General features: G+C 70.9%; 12 protein-coding genes and 1 pseudogene. 6 read left to right on the top strand and 7 right to left on the bottom strand.

Annotated elements, in window-relative coordinates:
* Positions 1 to 227: 227 nt before the first annotated feature.
* The 3 genes from FL311_RS20065 to FL311_RS20055 all read left to right on the top strand — a co-directional run bounded on the left by FL311_RS20065 (position 228) and on the right by FL311_RS20055 (position 3,752).
* Positions 228 to 1,169, top strand: coding sequence for an ABC transporter ATP-binding protein (locus FL311_RS20065; protein WP_141327162.1), 942 nt, complete (start codon positions 228 to 230; stop codon positions 1,167 to 1,169).
* A gap of 81 nt (positions 1,170 to 1,250) precedes the next feature.
* A complete protein-coding gene (locus tag FL311_RS20060; RefSeq protein ID WP_141327160.1) occupies positions 1,251 to 2,012 on the top strand; it encodes an ABC transporter permease in 762 nt (253 codons plus the stop codon).
* A gap of 99 nt (positions 2,013 to 2,111) precedes the next feature.
* Positions 2,112 to 3,752: a serine/threonine-protein kinase gene (locus FL311_RS20055; protein WP_141327158.1), complete on the top strand. Its 1,641-nt coding sequence runs from the start codon at positions 2,112 to 2,114 to the stop codon at positions 3,750 to 3,752.
* A 26-nt stretch (positions 3,753 to 3,778) separates the two neighbouring features.
* Here the strand turns inward: FL311_RS20055 and FL311_RS20050 are convergent, their stop codons facing one another.
* The 4 genes from FL311_RS20050 to FL311_RS20035 form a co-directional block, all read right to left on the bottom strand.
* Positions 3,779 to 5,377, bottom strand: a complete 1,599-nt coding sequence (locus FL311_RS20050; RefSeq protein WP_141327156.1) for a carboxylesterase/lipase family protein — start codon at positions 5,375 to 5,377, stop codon at positions 3,779 to 3,781.
* Positions 5,378 to 5,743: 366 nt separating this feature from the next.
* Positions 5,744 to 7,183, bottom strand: coding sequence for a M20 family metallopeptidase (locus FL311_RS20045; protein WP_194869276.1), 1,440 nt, complete (start codon positions 7,181 to 7,183; stop codon positions 5,744 to 5,746).
* 178 nt (positions 7,184 to 7,361) lie between these two features.
* A complete protein-coding gene (gene treZ / locus FL311_RS20040; protein WP_141327154.1) occupies positions 7,362 to 9,230 on the bottom strand; it encodes a malto-oligosyltrehalose trehalohydrolase in 1,869 nt (622 codons plus the stop codon).
* A gap of 128 nt (positions 9,231 to 9,358) precedes the next feature.
* Complete coding sequence (locus FL311_RS20035) at positions 9,359 to 9,856, bottom strand: hypothetical protein (RefSeq protein ID WP_141327152.1); 498 nt, start codon at positions 9,854 to 9,856, stop codon at positions 9,359 to 9,361.
* Between the two features lie 197 nt (positions 9,857 to 10,053).
* Between FL311_RS20035 and FL311_RS20030 the strand changes: the two genes are divergently transcribed.
* Both FL311_RS20030 and FL311_RS20025 read left to right on the top strand, forming a co-directional pair.
* The gene (locus tag FL311_RS20030) at positions 10,054 to 11,199 is read left to right on the top strand and encodes an AAA family ATPase (RefSeq protein ID WP_141327150.1); all 1,146 of its coding nucleotides are present in this window, start codon (positions 10,054 to 10,056) and stop codon (positions 11,197 to 11,199) included.
* A 73-nt stretch (positions 11,200 to 11,272) separates the two neighbouring features.
* Positions 11,273 to 11,691 (top strand): annotated as a pseudogene (locus FL311_RS20025) (DUF5335 family protein).
* A 145-nt stretch (positions 11,692 to 11,836) separates the two neighbouring features.
* On the opposite strand, the gene FL311_RS20020 reads toward FL311_RS20025, so the two are convergent.
* The gene (locus FL311_RS20020) at positions 11,837 to 12,655 is read right to left on the bottom strand and encodes a matrixin family metalloprotease (RefSeq protein ID WP_141327148.1); all 819 of its coding nucleotides are present in this window, start codon (positions 12,653 to 12,655) and stop codon (positions 11,837 to 11,839) included.
* Between the two features lie 478 nt (positions 12,656 to 13,133).
* Here FL311_RS20020 and cls point away from each other — a divergent pair, with 478 nt between their 5' ends.
* The gene (cls, locus tag FL311_RS20015) at positions 13,134 to 14,585 is read left to right on the top strand and encodes a cardiolipin synthase (RefSeq protein ID WP_141327181.1); all 1,452 of its coding nucleotides are present in this window, start codon (positions 13,134 to 13,136) and stop codon (positions 14,583 to 14,585) included.
* Here the strand turns inward: cls and FL311_RS20010 are convergent, their stop codons facing one another.
* Together FL311_RS20010 and FL311_RS20005 are read right to left on the bottom strand one after the other, a co-directional pair.
* Entirely contained in the window at positions 14,586 to 15,980 is a 1,395-nt protein-coding gene (locus tag FL311_RS20010; RefSeq protein ID WP_141327146.1) for an MBL fold metallo-hydrolase, read from the bottom strand.
* A 740-nt stretch (positions 15,981 to 16,720) separates the two neighbouring features.
* A complete protein-coding gene (locus FL311_RS20005; protein ID WP_228556972.1) occupies positions 16,721 to 19,060 on the bottom strand; it encodes an ATP-dependent DNA helicase RecQ in 2,340 nt (779 codons plus the stop codon).
* Positions 19,061 to 19,647: the final 587 nt, after the last annotated feature.

The following is a 19,647-nucleotide window of genomic DNA, read 5'->3' as shown; positions in this document are numbered from 1 at the left end:
GCGCTCCCTTGGTGGCGGGCGGCAAGGTAGTCGCCTCCCTCCAAGGCGACAATACGGCGCTCCCGGGGTCCCTCGACAACGGAGGACCAGCCCTGCCCGCCTTCCGCCCCGCTCGCGCCATGGCCCACCGCCAAGGCGGGCCTCACACCGCCATCGTCGTCCCCTGTGCTTTCGCAAGCGCACAAGCCAAGCGCCCCGCCATCGAAGGTGTTACACGAGGCGGCGCCATGTCGACCCCCACCCCCGCCCTGGAGCTCCAGGGACTCACCAAGCGCTACGGCGACTTCACCGCCTTGCAGCAGATGGACCTCACCATCCGGCCGGGGGAGATCTTCGCGCTGCTCGGCCCCAACGGCGCTGGCAAGACGACGATGATCGGCAGCGTGTGCGGCCTGGTCCGCAAGACGGCCGGCACCATCCGCGTCTTCGGCCAGGACCTGGACCAGGACAGCGTGGGCCCGCGCTACCAGGTGGGCCTCGTCCCCCAGGAGATCAACTTCGACCCGTTCTTCACCGTGGCCGAGTCCCTGCGCATCCAGCAGGGCTTCTACGGCCAGAAGCAGGACGAGGCCCGCGTGGACGAGGTGCTCACCGCGCTCAACCTCCAGGGCAAGAAGGACTCGCTCACGCGCGCCTTGTCCGGCGGCATGAAGCGCCGCCTGCTCATCGCCAAGGCCCTGGTGCACAAGCCCAGGCTCGTGTTCCTCGACGAGCCCACCGCGGGCGTGGACGTGGAGCTGCGCCGCGACCTCTGGACGTACGTGCGCAAGCTCGCCTCCGAGGGCACCACCATCGTCCTCACCACCCACTACCTGGAGGAGGCGGAGGAGCTGGCCGACCGCGTGGGCATCATCAACGAGGGCCGCCTGCTCATGGTGGAGGACAAGGCCACGCTCTTGCGCCGCTTCGGCGAGAAGCGCGTCGTCGTCAGCTTCACCGAGCCGCAGACCACCCTGTCGGAGGCCGCGCGCCGCTTCACCTCGCGCCTGTCCGAGGACGGCCGCTCGCTCACCTACGTCGAGCGCGAGGGCGTGGCCCCCGCGGGGGACTTGCTGCGCGTGCTGTACGCGGAGGGGCTCCCCATCGCCGACGTGGAGACGCGCCGCTCGCGCCTCGAGGATGTCCTCCTGGAAGTGCTCCGCGGTCGTCCCTCGCCCCAGGCCGCCTGACCCCACCCCTTTCTCGCGCCCGCCCACGAGGACACGCCTTCCCAAGGCGACGCCTCGGGGCCGCGCCGCCATGACACCACCATGAACGTCCTCGGGATGCAGACGCTGTTCGTGAAGGAGGTCCGGCGCTTCATGCGCGTGCCGGGGCAGACGGTCCTCTCTCCGCTCATCAGCACCACGCTGTATTTCATCGTCTTCGGCTACTCCATCTCCGGCCGCGTCACCGAGGTGGAGGGCTCGCCGTACCTGCACTTCATCGTGCCGGGCCTGGTCTTCCTCGGCATCGCCAACAACGCCTTCCTCAACAGCTCCTCGTCGCTGTTCATCACGAAGATCCAGGGCACCGTGGTGGACCTGCTCGTGGCGCCGCTGGGCCCCGGCGAGCTGATGGCGGGCTTCATCGGCGGCGCCATGGTGCGCGGCCTCGTCGTCGGTGGCCTCACCTGGGCCGTGGCCGGCCTGTTCACCGGCTTCAGCCTGGAGCACGCGTGGGTGGCCGCCTACTTCCTGCTCATCGCCTCCTACGTCTTCAGCGTGCTGGGCCTGCTTGCTGCCGTGTGGGCGGAGAAGTTCGAGCAGATCAACTTCTTCCCCACCTTCGTGATGCTGCCCCTCACGTTCCTGGGCGGCGTCTTCTACTCGGTGCGCGAGTTGCCCGCGCCCTGGAGCACCATCAGCCTCTTCAACCCCATGGTCTACATGGTGGAGGGGCTGCGCTACGGCATGCTCGGCAAGAGCATGTTCTCCCCCGCGCTGGGCGCCGGAATCCTCGCGGGCGTCGCGCTGGTGGCCACCGCCGCCGTTTACTTCGTGCTCCGTTCGGGCTACCGGATGAAGGCATGAGACCCACCCGGACCTTCACCCCATCCCGTCAATGTGGGGTGACAGACGACTGGCCATTTCCCGCACGGTGAGAAAGGGAGATATCCTCCCGGACACATCATGGCGGTGCCATTCGGTAAGTACGAGTTGCTGCGGAAGATTGCGTCGGGCGGAATGGGCCAGGTGTTCCTGGCCCGTGAGCACGGCACGGGATTCGAGCGGCTGGTGGTCCTCAAGCTCATCCTCCCGCACCTGGCGGAGGACGATGAGTTCTTGTCCATGTTCCTGGACGAGGCCGGGCTGGTGGCCCGTCTCACCCACCCCAACCTCATCACCATCCTCGACCTGACGCAGATTGAAGGGCGTCACTGTCTCGCCATGGAGTACGTCCAGGGCGACGACGTGCGGCGGCTGGAGAAGTTCTCCCGGACCCAGGGCAAGCCCCTGTCGGTGGGCCTCATCCTGCGCATCATCGCGGACGCGGCCGCGGGGCTGCACTACGCGCACCAGGCAAGAGACCCACAAGGCCGGCCCATGCGGCTGGTGCACCGCGACGTGTCCCCGCAGAACATCCTGGTCGGCTTCGACGGCGGGGTGAAGGTCATCGACTTCGGTGTGGCCAAGGCGGCCACCAGCAGCGCCAACACCGCCACGGGTGTGCTGAAGGGGAAGTACCCCTACATGTCCCCGGAGCAGGCGAGCGGCCAGGCCATCGACGCGCGCAGCGACTTGTTCGCCCTGGGCGTGGTGATGTGGGAGCTGCTCACCGGCAAGCGGCTGTTCAAGGGCGACTCGGACTTGATGACGCTGCGGCTGGTGAAGGACTGCCAGGTGCCCAGGCCCTCGCAGTTGAACCCCAAGCTGCCGCCCGGGCTGGATGAGGTGGTGCTCAAGGCCCTGGCGCCCACGCCCGAGGAGCGCTACCCGGACTGCGGCGCGTTCCGGCTGGCGCTGGAGGACTACGCGCTCAACCTGCGGCTGCCCACGAGCAGCGCGCACCTGTCCGCGTACCTGCGGGAGCTCTACAACGAGCGCATCTCCACGGAGACGGACCCGGCGAAGCTGGACCAGCTGGCCGAGGACGCGGACCTGGACTCGCGCTCCAACTCGTCGCTGAGCGGCGTGGGTCCCTCCGCGCAGGGCGCGCGCACGTCGGCCTCGCGCCAGCAGCGCAACGTCACGCCGGGCACGCGCTCGCGCCAGGCCGTGGCCGCCGCGGTGGGCGGGCCGGTGGTGCAGGACCGCACGCGGGGCACCTCGCCCATGGAGCGCGTGGTGGAGCCCAGGCGCGTGCCGTGGGTGCCCGTCATCGGCGTGAGCGCGGCCCTGCTGGTGGCCGGCGCCGCCATCGTCTTGCTGCGCGGCCCCGCGAGCGTCACCCCGCCGCCGGAGAAGCCGCCCGTGCAGGCCGTGGTGGTGGAGCCGGAGAAGCCGCCCGCGCAGCCCACGAAGCCGCCGCCCGTGGAGCCGGTGAAGACGGTGGAGCTGCCCGTCATCACCGAGCCGCCCGGCGCCACGGTGAGCATCGCCGGCGAGGAGCGCGGCGTGACGCCCATGAAGCTGGCGCTGGAGAAGGGCGCGCCCATCGTGTCGGTGACGCTCGCGCTCGCGGGCTACGAGCCGGTGACGCGCGAGGTCTCCGCCGCGGACGACGAGCTGCGCCTGGAGCTGCGGCGCCAGGGGGGCAAGTCCCCTGGCACCACGAAGCGGCCGCCCGGGGGCACCCCGAGCGGCAACCTGGGCATCAAGACGGGCCGCTGACGGCCCGCCTCACTCCCGCGTGGAACTCAAGGGGTGGCCTGGGGCCGCCCCTTGTTCTTCGCGGCGGTGGAGGTGGACGCGGTGCTCCTCGTGTCGCCCGCCGCCGCGCCCCGGGGCATCTTCGGGGGCTTGGGCCTGGCGAAGGCGTCGATGAGCGGCATGAACAGCGTGGCCGCGTCGAGGATGACCTTGTCGAAGTCCGTCTCCGCCTTCACCGTGGGCGCGAGCCGCAGCAGCCGGTCCGCCTCCTGGGTGTGCTCGTGCCAGTCGACGCCGCCCACGTTCCCCGGCTTCTCGTCGCGCGCGAAGCGGACGATGGCGTCGAGCAGGTGGCCCGCCCAGGCCCTGTCCTTGTCGTTCATGAACCCCTGGTTCGGCGGGCCCAGCTCCGCCGTCCCGAGGAAGTACGGAATCTCCTGGCCATGGCGCACGCCGTCCGGGTTGCGGGGGCGCAGCAGCTCCGTGGTGTAGTCGAAGGCGTAGCGCCACACCGGGTTGCCCCGCGACGCGTGGAGCGTGGCCAGGTAGCGCGGCAGCACGGCGAACACGAAGTCGCGACACATCCTCCGGCCAATCTCCCGGTCCCCCAGCTCGGTGCCGTACAGCGCGCGAATCGTGTCCGCGAGCCCGCCGAGCTTCTCCAGGATGGTGCCCGGGTCGATGCCGAAGGAGGCCACCACGCTGGAGTCATCGCTGGTGTTGCCGATGATGAGCGGCAGGTCCAGTTGCTCACCGGCCAGGAAGGTCTCCCGGATGCCCAGGGGCAGCACGCAGTCCCCCTCGATGGGACAGGGGGCGTTGTTCACGTCCGAGGGCAGCGGCCAGAAGCGCTCCGCGGGGATGCCGCGCAGCTTCTCCATGGAGACCTCGTGCCAGTCCAACCCCAGCCGCTGGGCGGTGGCCTCGCCGCAGTACCTCGCGTCCGCCAGGGGCTTCTCCGCGAGCACATACGAGCTCATCGCCACGCCCCGGTGGAACAGGTCCCGGCCGCGCATGAGCGGTGAGCAGTAGAGGGCCAGCACGCTCTTGGCGCCTGCGGACTCGCCCATGAGGGTGACGTTGCCGGCGTCCCCACCGAACAAGGCGATGTTGTCCTTCACCCACTCCAGCGCGAGCATCTGGTCCAGGAGGCCGAAGTTGGCGGGGCCGTTCGGCTGCTCCTCCTGCAGCTTCGGGTGCGCGAAGAAGCCCAGGTGGCCCAGGCGGTAGTTGAGGGTGACGACCACCGTGTCCTTCATCGCCAGCGGCGAGCCGTCGTAGGCCTCGAAGCGCGAGGCGCCGAGCACGAAGGCGCCGCCGTGGATCCACACCACCACGGGCAGCTTCGCGCCCGCGTCCAGCTTCGGCGTCCAGACGTTGAGGTGCAGGCAGTTCTCGTCCGGCTCACCCGGGTCCCCGCCGCCGCTCTCGATGCACGCCTGCCGCGACTGCATGGAGGACGGCCCATACTGGGACGCATCCAGGATGTGACGCCACGGCAGGGCCCTGAGCGGCGCCCTCCAGCGCAGGTTGCCCACCGGCGGCTGCGCGTAGGGAATCCCCTTGAAGACGAAGACCGGGCCCTCCACCAGACCCTGCACCTGCCCTTCCTTCGTGCTGACCACGGGCGACCTGCTGGCGTTCATTCGCTTGGCTCCGTTGCTTGGATGACTGTCCATTCGGGTGAAAAGACACACGCCGCCAGACTCCGACGAGACCGCTGCTCGTCGGGAAGCACGAGCCCGAACGCCGTGAATCCATCTGGATGCGCGGGCCGGGTGATAGGACTTCGGGACAATCCCTCGCAACCACGCATCCACGCGTGTCTCGTGGAACGGGCGCTGGAAGACAGACACACCTCGACGCCCCTCCCCCGGGTCGGAGGCGGATGTCGCGGTGGATGTATCGATGCGCCCTGGAGTCGGCGTGGGACGGGCTTCGGAGGGCGCGGCCCGCACCGCCGCTCCCAGGTGCGGGGAGCGGCGGGGGCCACGCGCCGGCGGACGCGGGGCTCAGCGCTGGAAGTGGTCCGCGATGACGCTGGCCACGCAGCAGGTGAGCTTCTTGCCGGTGGGGATGTGCAGGAACTCGTTGGGGCCGTGCGCGTTGCTGCCCGGGCCCAGCAGGCCGGTGATGAGGAACTGCGCCTCCGGGAAGCGCTCGCCCAGCATGCCCATGAAGGGGATGGTGCCGCCCTCGCCCATGGCCATGGCGGGCCGGCCGAAGTACGTGCCGGACGCGGACTCCACCGCGCGCGACAGCCAGCCGGCCAGCGGCGGCGCGTCCCAGCCGATGCTGGCCTTGTCACCCTCGAAGGACACCTTGGCCTGGTACGGCGGGTCCTGCTCCAGCGCGTCCTTGAGCGCCTTCTGCGCCGCCTTCGGCTCCAGGCGCGGGGGGATGCGCATGGACAGCTTCACCGTGGTGAAGGGCCGCAGCACGTTGCCCGCGCTCTGCAGGGGCGGCAGGCCGTCCACGCCCGTCACCGACAGCGCCGGACGCCAGGTGCGGTTGAGCACCAGCTCCGCGCCGTCCTCGGACATGGGCTTCATGCCGGACACCCAGGGGAACTTGCCGAAGACCTCCTCGCCCAGCACCTTCGCCGCGGCGCTCGCCTGCTCGCGGCGCTCCTTCGGAATCTCCACGTGCAGGCCGTCCACCTTCACGCGGCCCGTGGACTCGTCCTCCACGCGCGAGAGCACCTGGCGCAGCACGCGGAAGCTCGACGCCACGATGCCGCTGGCGTCACCGGAGTGCACCCCTTCCGTGAGCACGTCCACGCGCAGGTTGCCGGCCACCATGCCGCGCAGCGACGTGGTCATCCAGAGCTGGTCGTAGTTGGCGCAGCCCGAGTCCAGGCACACCACCAGCGACGGCTTGCCGATGCGCGGCGCCAGCGCCTCGATGTACGCCGGCAAATCGTAGCTGCCGCTCTCCTCGCACGCCTCGATGAGGATGACCGTGCGCGCGTGGCCCACGCCCTGCTCGCGCAACAGGCGCAGCGCCGCCAGGGACGCGAACGCCGAGTAGCCGTCATCCGCGCCGCCTCGGCCGTAGAGCTTGTCGCCCTCGCGCACGGGGGTCCACGGCGTCAGGCCCTCGCGCCAGCCCGTCATCTCCGGCTGCTTGTCCAGGTGGCCGTACATCAGGACGGTGTCGTCCCCCTTCGTGCCCGGCACCTCCATGTAGATGACCGGCGTGCGCTCCGCGCCCTGCTCGTTCTTGAGGCGGATGACCTCCAGCGTGAGGCCGGGCAGGTGCGGGGCCTGCGCGCGGCACCACTCCACGATGAGCTGCACCGCGGCTTCCATGTGTCCGGCCTTCACCCAGTCCGGGTCGAAGGCGGGCGACTTGTTCGGGATGCGGATGTAGCGCTCGAGCGCCGGGAGGATCTCCTTCTCCCAGATGCGGTCGGAGGACTCGGTGGCGGTCTGGACGTTCAGGACGTTCATGGCCGCGATGCTGAGCACGGGAGGGGCCCCCTGTCGACACCGGCAAGGCCCCTCGCAAGGCCAGGACGCGCCGCCCTGATGGGGCCCATCGGCGCGCCTGTCACCCCACGCCCCCTTGGCGCCCGCACGAGGAAGCACCGCGTCAGCGCGCGGTGCCCCCGTGGGACTTGACGGACGGTCAGCCCCGCTTCGCGTCCGCGTATCGCACGACGACGGCGCCGGGGCCGCGCAGCCGGAGCCTGCCGCCGGCGAGCGGCGAGGCCGACACCTCCCCGCCGAAGCGCGGCGCGTCGCTCCACAGCACCACCTGGGCGTCGGCGGGCACCCGGTGCTCCACCTCGCCGCGCAGGGCCACCAGCACCTGGAGCACCTGGCCTCCGCCGCGCCGCTCCAGCACCAGCGCGTCCGGGCCCACCGCGCGCGCGTCATGGGCGCCCCGGCGCGCGTCCGAGAGCGCGGGGTCCGAGGCGCGCAGCGCGAGCAGCTCGCGGTACAGGGCCAGCACGCCCGCGTGCCCGGGCCGCCGGGCCTCGCTCCAGTCGAGCCGGGAGCGCGTGAAGGTGTCCTCGGCCTGCGGGTCGGGGACCTCCTCGCCCGCGAAGCGCGAGAAGCCGGCGAACTCGCGGCGGCGCCCCTCGGTGACGAGCCGCCCCAGCTCCGCGTGGTGGTCCGTGAAGTAGAGGAACGGCGTGCTCGCGTTCCACTCCTGGCCCATGAACAGCAGCGGCGTGTACGGCGACGCGAGCAGCAGCGTGCTCATGGCGCGGAAGGCCGCCGGGGACACGTCGTGGCCCAGCCGCTCGCCCAGGGGGCGGTTGCCCACCTGGTCATGGTTCTGGATGCAGTACACGAAGCGCCACGGCTCCAGGCCCTCCGCCTTCGTGCCGCGCGCGTGGCCCAGGTTCTTCGACGGCTGGCCCTCGTAGAACCACCCCCGCACCAGCGTGCGCGCCAGGTCCTCCGCGCTGCCCGTGTAGTCCTGGTAGTAGCTCTCCGAGTCCCCCGCGAAGGCGCGGCGCATCTGGTGATGGAAGTCATCCGCCCAGACGCCGTCCAGGCCGTGGCCGCCCTCGGACGCGGGGAGCATCAGCTTGCGCTCGTTGCGCTCGTCCTCGGCGATGAGCACCACGCGGCGGTCCGGGGCGCTGGCGCGGGCCCGCTCGGAGATTTCGGTGAGCAGGTGGGGCGTGCCGTCGTCGACGATGGCGTGCGCCGCGTCCAGCCGCAGGCCGTCCAGGTGGTAGTCGCGAATCCACATCTCCACGTTGGCGAGCACCAGCTCCCGCACGAAGCGGCTGTGCTCACCGTCGTAGTTCACCGCGTCGCCCCACGGCGTGTGGTGGCGGCCGGTGAAGTAGTGCGGCGAGAAGGCCCGCAGGTAGTTCCCGTCCGGACCGAAGTGGTTGTAGACGGCGTCCAGCACCACCGCGAGCCCCGCCGCGTGCGCCGCGTCCACCAGGCGGCGCAGCCCCTGCGGCCCTCCGTACACCTGGGCCGGCGCGAAGAGGTCCACGCCGTCGTAGCCCCAGTTGTGACGGCCGGGGAAGCTCGCCACCGGCATCAGCTCCAGCGCGGTGATGCCCAGCTGCTTGAGTTCGGGCAGCCGGGGGATGAGCGCCTCGAAGGTGCCCTCGGGCGTGGCGGTGCCCACGTGCACCTCGTACAGGACGAGCGAGCGGGGCTCCACGCCCTTCCAGCCCGCGTCCGTCCACGCGAAGTCCGCCGTCACCACCTCGGACGGGCCGTGCACGCCCTCCGGCTGCGAGCGAGACCACGGGTCCGGGAAGGGGCCCTCCCCGTCCACGCGCAGCTTGTAGCGCACGCCCGCGCCCTGCCCCTCCAGCACCGCGCCGAAGCAGCCGTCCGCCTCCGGCGTCATGGACAGCGCGCGGCCCGGCTCACCCTTCGCGTCGTACAGGACCACCTCGACCCGCGAGTGACCCGGAGCCCAGACCCGCCAGCGCACCCGGGGGCCCGCCTCCACCCATGCACCCAACGAAGAGGTTTGCGACGGCTTCACGTTCCGCTTCTCCGACAGAGCACTCATGAGGGGCCTCCCTGTAATGCGCTCGGGCCTGCCTGGGGAGCATTTGCGCGCGTGGAGGTCCGAGCCATCCCCCGCGGATGTTCACGGGTGGGCGTTCCCGCCCGACACGGGGCCACCGCTCGCCCGCCTCAGTGCAGCGTGGGCTCGCGGTGCAGGAGGAAGGGGATGATGACGTGGCGTAGCAGCGGCAGCTCCAGGTGCGTCATCGCCAGCAGCGTGTGCCCCTCCAGCCAGCGCACCTCGTCGACGAAGGGACGCCACTGCCAGCCGGCCCCACGCGCGTACTCCACCTGGAGTGAGGCGCGCCCGTCCACGCGAGAGACACCGTCGCGCAGCACCAGCGGCACGGAGCGCGAAAGCCCTCCCTCGCGCCGCACCAGGTTCACCCCGTCGCGCCCTCCCGCCGCGAAGTCCTTGCCCCACCAGCCGCGCAGGCCCAGCAGCCCCAGGCCCCGGCGCACGAGGCCCTGGAACCAGGCGGGCCCCAGCAGCTCTCCCCGGTAGCGCCCCGGCAGCGTGTCGCGCGCGGGGGTGGGCAGCGTGCGGAACAGCGCTCGCCATTCCCCGTATCGGCGCGACTGGGTCACGGGCACGAGCGAGGGCAGGGACAGGGATGGGAGGCTCATCCCCCCACGCTATGCAGCCGGACGCCCCGTGCCCGCGCGCACCTGCCCGTCCGCCCTCCCGGGGGCTGGGCGCCGGGCCCCGCCGCTCGGGAGGGGGCTCGAGCTCGTCGGGCTGCTTGTGGACACCCCGGAGCGCCGGGATGATGCGACCTCTCGGGTCCGGGGTCCTCCGGCCCGACGTCCCGGAGCCGTCCCCGATGACTGTCGTCCGCCATGGCCTGGAGCCCCGGCCCTCTCCCCGCGGCGAGGATGTCGTCGAGCGGGTCGCCGCCATCGAGGTCCTGTCCCCGCGCGAAATCGACGCGCGCCTCACCGACCTGGGCTACCGGGGCCAACCCGAGGCCCGCCGCGCCGCGTCCGTGCTGGCCTACCGCCACCTGCGCCGCATCCGCCGCCTCCACCTGGAGGGGCTCGCCCCCGAGCCGGGCCTGCGCGAGAACTGCCTGTTCCTGGGGCCCACCGGCTCCGGCAAGACGTTCCTCGTGGAGCTGCTCTTCCGCGAAATCCTCGCGGTGCCCACGGTGCTGGCGGACGCCACCCAGTTCTCCGAGACGGGCTACGTGGGTGACGACGTCAACACCCTGCTGTCGCGCCTGTACGAGGTCGCCGACCGCGACACCGAGTGGGCCGCGTGCGGCGTCATCTGCATGGACGAGTTCGACAAGCTCGCCACCAGCCGCTCCGACAGCCGCTTCGCCGGACAACAGACGACGAAGGACGTCAGCGGCTTCGGCGTGCAGCGCGGCCTCTTGCACCTGCTGTCCGCGGCCCACGCGGACTTCCCGCCGGACTTCGGCTTCACCAGCCGGATGCCGCCAGACTCCATGGAGATGGCGTGTGTCACCTTCATCGCCTGCGGCGCGTTCAGCGGCCTGCGCGCGACGGCCGAGGGCATGGCGCGCACCGAGCGGCTCGGCTTCGGCCGCGAGCCCCGCCGCGAGCCCGAGGAGTCCATCGCCACCGCCGTCACCCAGGAGCAGCTGGAGCAGACCACCGCCTTCGCCCGCTACGGCTTCATCCCGGAGCTCATCGGCCGCTTCAACCGCCTGGTCTCCTTCACCCCGCTGGACGCGGCCACGCTGGGCGACATCCTCCAGCAGAACGTGCTGCGCGCGTACGAGCGTGAGTTCGAGCAGGAGGGCCTGCGCCTGCACGTGGAGCCGGCCGTGCGCGAGCACGTGGTGGCCGGCGCCCTCAAGCGCGAGACGGGCGCGCGCGGCCTGCGCACCACACTGGCGCCGCTCTTGGAGCAGGCGGCCTACGAGCACTTCGGCCGCCCGGACGCGGCCTCCACCGTGCGTCTGGTGCTGGAGGGCGACCGGGTGCGCTCCCTCACGGAATAGCGCCCGACGCTCCCTCCCCTTCCGAGCGGGGAACCGGGTCCGGGCTCCATCCCGCCCGCACGCACCTTACGGTTTGAGCGGGAACACGAACACCGGAGGGTCGCACACATGGCGCACACGGACCACACGCGAGAGATTCCCCGGGAGGGCTGGGCGGACTACCTGGCGCTGCTCAGCAACATGGAGAAGGAGCAGCCCGTCCGCATCGAGGTGGAGGGCATGGAGCTGGGAGACCAGCCGCTCGCCTCGGGGCTGCCGTTGGTGGAGATCAGCCTGGAGGAGAAGGGCAGCGACCGGGGCGTGGTGGAAATCATCGTCGGCGGCCCCGGCGGCGAAATCACCCACCGCATCCAGAAGCCGGACCACATCTACGCGGACGAGAGCGAGAGCGGCGAGCTGGAGTGCCTCGACATCGAGAGCAGCGAGGACAACACCAAGACGCTCATCTACTTCGGCCAGGCCACCACGGCTGGCGCGCGCAAGATGGACTGAGCCTGGGAGGGCGCCCCCCCGCGCCCATATCAGAAAGGCCGGAAGGCCCCCCCCTCCGCGGGAGAAGGAACCTTCCGGCCTGGGGCCTTCACCCGTCCCCGCCGTCACGACGGGGATGGGGGTCGGCCGGTGCATCAAGCGCGAATCACGGGTACAGCGCGCGGGCGCCCTGCTTGTCCAGGGTGGTGAGGATGAGGTCGCCCGTCTGGGTGCCGTTGCACTGCGGGTAGTGCATGACCGAGGAGCGGTCGTAGGACGTCAGCGCGCGCCAGTTCGCGTCCTCGTAGCAGGAGCCGTTGACGCGCGTGTGCTCGTGACGGAAGCCCAGCACGTGGCCCAGCTCGTGGCGGATGATGCCCGCCAGCGTCCAGGGCGCGATGCTGCCGAAGGCCGTGTTGTCCACCAGCACGTTGCGGCCCGAGCGCGCCGAGCCCGGGAAGAACGCGCGCGCCAGGTACTGGCCACCGGAGTTCACCGGACGCACGTCGAACAGCACGCCCGCCTGGGACGCGGTGCAGCTGGCGTCATAGCTGGTGCTGTGGATGAAGTTCACGCTGGCGGTGGCCTCCCAGGCCGCCGTCGCGCTGTTCATCGCCGTCACCATCTTCGCCTTGTTGGTGGTGCCGAAGGTGTTGCTGATGCAGTACGTCAGGTTGCCCTTCTGCGTGGAGCTCCACTTGCGGTCGTTCGCCGTGCCACCACCGACGTTGTACACGGCCAGCCCGTTCTGGGTCTTGCCATGGTCCGCGACCACGTTGTTGTCGTAGTAGGCGCGCAGCTCCTCCTCGCTGTCCACGGCCTGGTCCATGTCGAAGATCCACTTGCCTTCCGGATCCTGCACGGCGCCCGCCTTGAACTCCTCCCACGTCATCTTCGGCGCCAGCGTCTCGGCGCTCTCGGGACCACAAGCGGAACCCAGGAGCGTCACACCAGCCAGCAGCGCCATGGAGCGGAACTTGAGCATCGGTCTTTCCTCGGAAACACACGACTGCGGGGGATGCGCCGCCCCACCTGGTCCCTCCACCAGCCGCGGCAACGGCGCGCCCCGGCCTTGAGCAACTGTCGGGCCAATGACGCCCACATAGCGGCATAGTCTGCTTTTCTAGCTCAAACTGGATAATCAGCACTCCAGGTCGAAGCGGACCGACTGTAAATGAGCCTGACAAAGTCCGGTGGAAGTCAGCGTGGCTGTGGGGGTTTTCGTTTCGCGCCGGGACTGTTCGGGAAACAGACGGCTCTGTCCGCGAATCAGTCAGTCACCCAGGGGCTGTCGGAAACCGGGTCAGGGTTTCCCCGCACACGCTTGGGGGCGCAACCAGCCACGCACCATGGAATCACCGCCGGGGCGCGTCAAGCAGATGCGGCGCGGCGGACAGCTCGCGGCGCGGCGCGCCGTGGCGTCGTGTATAGCCGAAGGCGTCGTGGGCCCTCTTCCGTTCGACATGGCGTGGTTGTCCTGGCTGGAGGCGGTGTGGCCGCACCTGGCCGCGGGGCTGACGGTGTTGGTGAGCGCGCTGGCGAGCGCGCACGTGGTGCTGCACAAGCGGGACGTCCGCGCGGCGGTGGGCTGGGTGGGGCTGGTGTGGCTGGTGCCGGTGCTGGGCGCTGCGCTGTACCTGGTGCTGGGCATCAACCGGATTCGCAGGCGCGCGCGCTCGCTGACGCCCCGGCGCGAGCACGGGATGTTCCCGCCCATCCGCGGCGTGGAGGCGGTGGTGGCCGAGGGCGTGTCCCGGGTGAAGCCGGAGGCCGCGCACCTGGCACCCCTGGCGCGGCTGGGGGACGCGGTGCTGCACCGGCCGCTGCTGCCGGGCAACCAGGTGACGGTGCTCGAGTCCCGCACGGACGCGTACCCCGCCATGCTGGAGGCGATTGCCCGGGCGAGGACGTCCATCTCGCTGTGCAGCTACATCTTCGACAACGACGTGGCGGGCCGGCACTTCGCGGGGGCGCTGGGGCAGGCGGTGCGGCGTGGGGTGCGGGTGCGGGTGCTGGTGGACGCGGTGGGCGCACGCTACACGTGGCCGACGATTCTGGGGCGGCTGTCGCGTGAGGGCGTGACGGCCGCGCGCTTCTTGCCCTCGCTGATGCCGTACCGGCTGCCGTTCATGAACCTGCGCAACCACCGCAAGATATTGGTGGTGGACGGACGGGTGGGCTTCACCGGGGGCATGAACATCCGCGAGCACTTCTGGCCGGGGGAGCAGGCCGCGCGGGACTTGCACTTCAAGCTGGAGGGCCCGGTGGTGGCGCAGCTGCAGGAGACCTTCGCCGAGGACTGGGTGTTCACCACGCGCGAGCGGCTGAGCGGGGACGCGTGGTTCCCGGAGCAGCAGTCGGTGGGGGCGGTGCTCGCGCGGGTGGTGCCGGACGGGCCGGACGAGAACTTCGAGACGCTGCGCACGGTGCTGCTCGGGGCGCTGTCCACCGCGCGGGCGTCGGTGCGAATCGTCACACCGTATTTCCTGCCGGACGCGTCGCTCATCACCGCGCTCAACGTGGCGGCGCTGCGCGGGGTGCGGGTGGACGTGGTGCTGCCCAGGAAGGGCAACCTGCCGGTGGTGCAGTGGGCGAGCACCGCGCAGCTGTGGCAGGTGCTGGCGGACGGGTGCCGGGTGTTCCTCACCGAGCCCCCGTTCGACCACACCAAGCTGATGGTGGTGGATGGCGAGTGGGGCCTCATCGGCTCGGCGAACTGGGACCCGCGCTCCTTGCGGCTCAACTTCGAGCTGAACGTGGAGTGCTACGACGCCGGGCTGGCCCGGCGCCTGGACGCGGTGGTGGACGAGCGGCTGTCGCGCGCGCGGCCGCTCACCCGGGAGCAGGTGGACGCGCGGCCCTTGCCCATCCGGTTGAGGGATGGGCTGGCCCGGCTGTTGTCCCCGTACCTCTAGCTACAGCAGGACGCGGCGCACCTTCCAGAAGGCCTCCTTGGCGGTGCGGAAGGCCTGCGAGTCCGGCGGCAGGAACGAGCGCAAGAGCTCCGCGGACTGCGTCTGGAGCGGCCGCACGCAGTGCGCCTCCACCTGGCCGCGCAGGAAGCCCACCGGGTCCCTGCGGCGGTACTCGGAGAAGTACGTGCGCAGCTCGTTGCGCGTGCGCGCCTTGCCGTTGTCCGCGTACTTGGCCACGTAGGGGCTGAAGTCGGGGTAGAGCCGGCCCTCGCCGAAGTCGCCGTGCAGCGTCGTCTTCATGAAGTTGCCGATGAGCAGGTCATCGAAGACGCGGTAGCGCACCGCCGTCATGAGCGAGTGGCGCGGGGCCTCGAAGGTGATGCCCCGGCGGAAGCGGCGGCGGTGGAACTCGATGACGTGGTCCTGGCCGCCCACGCGGAAGCGCAGGAAGTCCAGCACCGAGCCCAGGTGCTCGATGGCGCCGAAGTACTGGCGCAGCATGCGGGACTCGTCGGCCTCGAGCATCTCGCCCCAGTCGTCCCCGAACTCCTTCGGGTCCACGGGCGTCAGGGCGCGCTCGGTGGGGCGGATGAGCCGCACGTCGTCCTGGGCGAAGTCCACCTGGACGAAGGCGGGCAGGAGCGAGCACGTCGGGGACTCGAAGCCGCGCGAGTAGTCCTCCAGCGTGGTGGTGTACTCGGAGGCCCAGATGCTGTCGGCGCGCTGGTACTTGTGCATGGAGCTGAAGGGCACGAAGTAGCGCGCGCCGTAGAACTCCGCCTGCCGGGCGATGGTGCGCCCCACGGGCGTCTTCGCCGCGGCGTAGGGTGGGATTCGCTGCCCGTCCTCGGTGAAGTAGTTGATCATGTCCGCGTCGCCGTAGCCGGACAGGGCCAAGAGGTAGGACTGGTCATACCGGCGCACCAGGCCGCGCACGAAGCGGCCCCAGCCCCGGTCTCCCGCGTCGTTGAGGTTGACGAGCAGCCGCCCGCCCACGTCGACGAGCAGCACCGCGTCCTGGTTCATGTCGGGGATGCACATGACGCGGATGCGCGGCGACAGCTGCGTCCACACGCGGTCCACCAGCACGTGCACGTTGAAGCCCTGCTCGCGCAGGTCATCGCGGATGCGGCCGCCGAAGTGGTTGGGGACCAGGATGGTCGACTCGCGCAGCTTCTCCAGGGACTCGGGGCTCAGGTGGTCCGGGTGCCCGTGGGACAGCCATACGTACTGACAGCGCTGGATGTTGTCGCGCTGCTCCTCGGGGATGTCGTGGGACAGCGTCCAGCTGCCGAAGTACGCGGCACCGTGAGTCCACGGGTCGGTCACCAGCACCGGTCCGTTGTCGTGGCAGATGAGTGTGGCGTTTCCGATTGTCTCGAATCCGAGTTCCATCTTCCGCTCCCCCCTCAGGCCCGCGCGGCTGCTCGCCATCGCGGTCACAGGCCGGAAGGTGACGCGCAACGGGGCAGAGACCCACTGCCCCCGCGTGCAGCGAAAAGGACTGCACGCCCGGCAGGCTGCCCGAGGCCCGGTGGAGGGGAAGATGTTTTCCCCCGGCACGGCTTCGGGCGCGCCCTCCCGCGGAGCCGGAGCGGCACGGACACGGCGCGATGGAGACTCGCGAGGAGTCCCCGCGAGCGAGGGACACACCGGCACGGGTGACAAGTGCACGGCGCGGGCGGACAGGTCGACCGCCCTCGCGTGAGAGGAGGCAGCCACCCGCGCCCGCGTCGACGATGTTCGCGACTGGAGACACCAGGGCCTCCCGGTTCGAGACCTGGCCCGGGAGGGGCGCGGCGCGCGGAGCAGGCATGCAGGCGCGAGCCCCGCGCCAGGCGTCGGCGGCCCTCAACGCTTGCGAGCCACGAGCGAGAGCATCTGGGAGCCGTTGCGCACGAAGCAGGCCTCCCAGGCACGAGCCTCGCTCCGGGCGTGGGTGTCCCGCAGTACTTGCGAGCGACGAGCGAGAGAATCTGGGAGCAGTCGCGCTTGGAGCAGGCCTCCAGGCGCGGGGCCCGCTCCAAGCGTGGGAGTCCTTCATCGCTTGCGAGCGACGAGCGGGAGAATCTGGGAGCCGTAGCGCTTGGAGCAGGCATCCAGGCGCGGGGCCCTGCTCCGAGCGTGGGAGTCCTTCAGCGCTTGCGAGCGACAAGCGAGAGAATCTGGGAGCCGTAGCGCTCGGTGAGCGCGGGCCCCACGCCGTGGACGGCCATCAGCGCGGCGCCGTTCTCCGGCCGCGCGGCGGCGATGGCGCCCAGCACCCGGTCCGTGAGGATGCGGAACGCGGGCACCTTGCGCTTGCGCGCCTCGGCGAGCCGCCACGCCTTCAGCGCATCCACGAGCCCCGCGGGGGCCTCCTCCTGCATCACCCCACGGCCGCGCGAGGAGCGAGCCCCCCGCGCCACGTGCTCCTCGGAGGTGCCTCGCCCCACGGGGATACGGGCCTCGGGGGACAGCGCGGTCCTGGACGCATTCCACGAGGAGCGCTGCTCGAAGTCGTCCGAGGGCGAGGAGGCCCGCCACTGTCGGCCACCAGCCTCGCTCCGGCTGGAGCCCGCGCGTTTCTTCGTCGCCCGCTTCGTCGTCTTCCCGCGCTTCTTCTTGGAGGCCTTCTCCAGCGCCAGCGGCAGGAAGACCTGCCGCGGGTCCACCACGCGCGTGCGGCGGCCCTCGTCCGTCAGCGACAGGCGCTGGAAGGAGATGACCTGCCCGTCCTTGTCGAACGAGTCGACCTCCAGCCGCGTCAGCCCCGCGCGCACCAGCCCCCCCACCAGTCGCTCGAAGTCACGCCGGGGCAACGCGTCTCCGAACAGCTCCCGGTGAAGTCGCCCGGTGGCCTGTCCATCCCGCTCCTGGAGGGACTCCAGGATGCGCTCGAGCCAGTGTCGCTCGGACGCCGACGGCTCGGCGAAGCGCAGCGTGGCGCACGACTCGGGCGAGCACACGTCACACAGGCCACACGCCTCACCGGAGTCCTGGGTGTCACCAAAGTGCGAGACCAGCTGCTTCATGCGGCAGCCATGGGCCTCCGCGTAGCGCCCCATCTGCTCCAGGTGCAGGAGCTTGCGCTCGCGCTGGGCGTTGTACGCCGCGGACCAGTTGGGACGTCCGCGCCGCACCGTCTCGTCCGGCGTCATCACCACGCCGCCGTGAATCCAGAGCTGTTCGAGCGCCTTGTCGAACACCTCCGGGTCCGTGCGCACGCGGCCCTGGAGCGACGGCTTCGGCTCCGGCTCCAGCGCCGTGGACTGGAACAGGCGCTCCAGGACGTACGCCTCGGGGTAGTCGCGCTTGTGGAAGAACTCGTGCGTGCGCCGGTCGATGTATGAGTGCAGCAGCACGGCGCGAGACGGCTTCCCGTCACGGCCCGCGCGCCCGAGCTCCTGGTAGTAGCCCTCCAGGCTGGCAGGCAACGCGGCGTGGATGACGGTGCGGACATCCGGCTTGTCGATGCCCATGCCGAAGGCCGTGGTGGCGACGATGACCTCCAGCGAGCCCCCGAGGAACTCGGCCTGGACCTTGTCGCGGTCTCCTGGCGGCAGGCCCGCGTGGTACGCGGCCGAGGGGAAGTCGCCCGCGAGCAACTCCGCGAGCTGCTCGGCGTGCTTGCGCGTGGCCGCGTAGACGATGGCGGGCCGGTTCTCCTCGTCCTGGAGCAGCCCGTGGATGGCGTCTCCGCGCGCGCCGGGGTTCAGCTCACGCACCTCGATGGCGATGTTGGTGCGGCGGAAGCCGTGGATGAAGGTGCGCGCCTTGCCGCCCGCGCCCAGCAGGCCGAGCTGCTGCACGATGTCCCGCTGGACGTCCGGCGTGGCGGTGGCGGTGAGGGCCACCACGGGCGCGGGCCGGAGCAGGGGCAGCCGCGCCCCGAGCAGCCGGTAGTCGGGACGGAAGTCATGGCCCCACTGCGAGATGCAGTGCGCCTCGTCGATGGCGATGAGCGTGGGAGGGCGCCGCGCGAGGAACTCCACGAAGCCCGGCACGCCGAGCCGCTCCGGCGCGATGAACAGGAAGTCGAGCTTCCCGTCCAGGTAGTCGAAGCACACCTGTCGCGAGGTGGCGCGGTCCCGGCCGGAGTGGATGCGGTCCGCCGCGAAGCCCAGCGACTGGAGCCGCAGCACCTGGTCCTCCATCAGCGCGATGAGCGGACTGACGACGATGGTCGTCCCCGCCCGCGCCAGGCCCGGGAGCTGATAGCAGAGCGACTTGCCCGCGCCCGTGGGCATGACGAGCAGCAGGTCCTCGCCCGCCGTGGCCGCGCGGCACACGGCCTCCTGGTACGGACGGAAGTCGGAGAAGCCGAAGGCTTCTTTCAGGAGCGGTCGGAGCCGGTCCGGAGGCGTGGGCGCGCGAGGGACACGCTCCGGGCGGCCACCCGTCGACACGGAGACACCGCCCCGTGAGGAGCCCGACCCACGAGACACGCCCGTGTTGAACGAGCCCTGCGCGCTCGTCCGACGAGGCGCCGACACCACGGCTGCTTCCGAGAACCCCGCACTTTGTGAGGAGCGCGAGCCGGTTGAGGCCTCCGCGCGCCAGGCCCCTCCACCAGGCGAAGTGCCTCGCGCCATGTGACGAGCAGGCTCCAGCTCCGAGGAGCCACCGCCGAACGAAGCGGGAGTTCCAAGCGAGGCGTTACGCGGAGAGCCACGACCCGCTGTCGCGAAGTCACCATCGAGCCCCACGGAGCCACCGGGCAAACCTGCACCTCCACCACCCCGAGCACGACCACTCGCATCCGCGAAGCCGCCATCGAGCCCCGTAGAGCCACCGGGCAAACCTGCGCGTCCACCACCCCGAGCACGACCACTCGCATCCGCGAAGTCGCCATCGAGCCCCACGGAGCCACCGGGCACACGGGTGCGTTCCTGCCGCCGGGCACCACCGTCCGACGCCGCATCCGTGGAGTCGCCTCCACGTGAGACCTCATCCCTCGATGCGCCAGTGAACGAGTCCGTCGAGGTACGGCGTGCGCCACCGGGCGCGTCCGAAGTGCCCCGTGAGAACGAGGTCTCCGCACGATGCTCCGTCCCCATCGCGCCGCCCCACCCTCCAACCC

Source organism: Myxococcus sp. AB025B (assembly GCF_006518215.1).
GTDB lineage: Bacteria > Myxococcota > Myxococcia > Myxococcales > Myxococcaceae > Myxococcus > Myxococcus fulvus.
The sequence above is the reverse complement of the archived record's forward strand: the minus strand, read 5'-3'. Positions and strand labels throughout refer to the sequence as shown.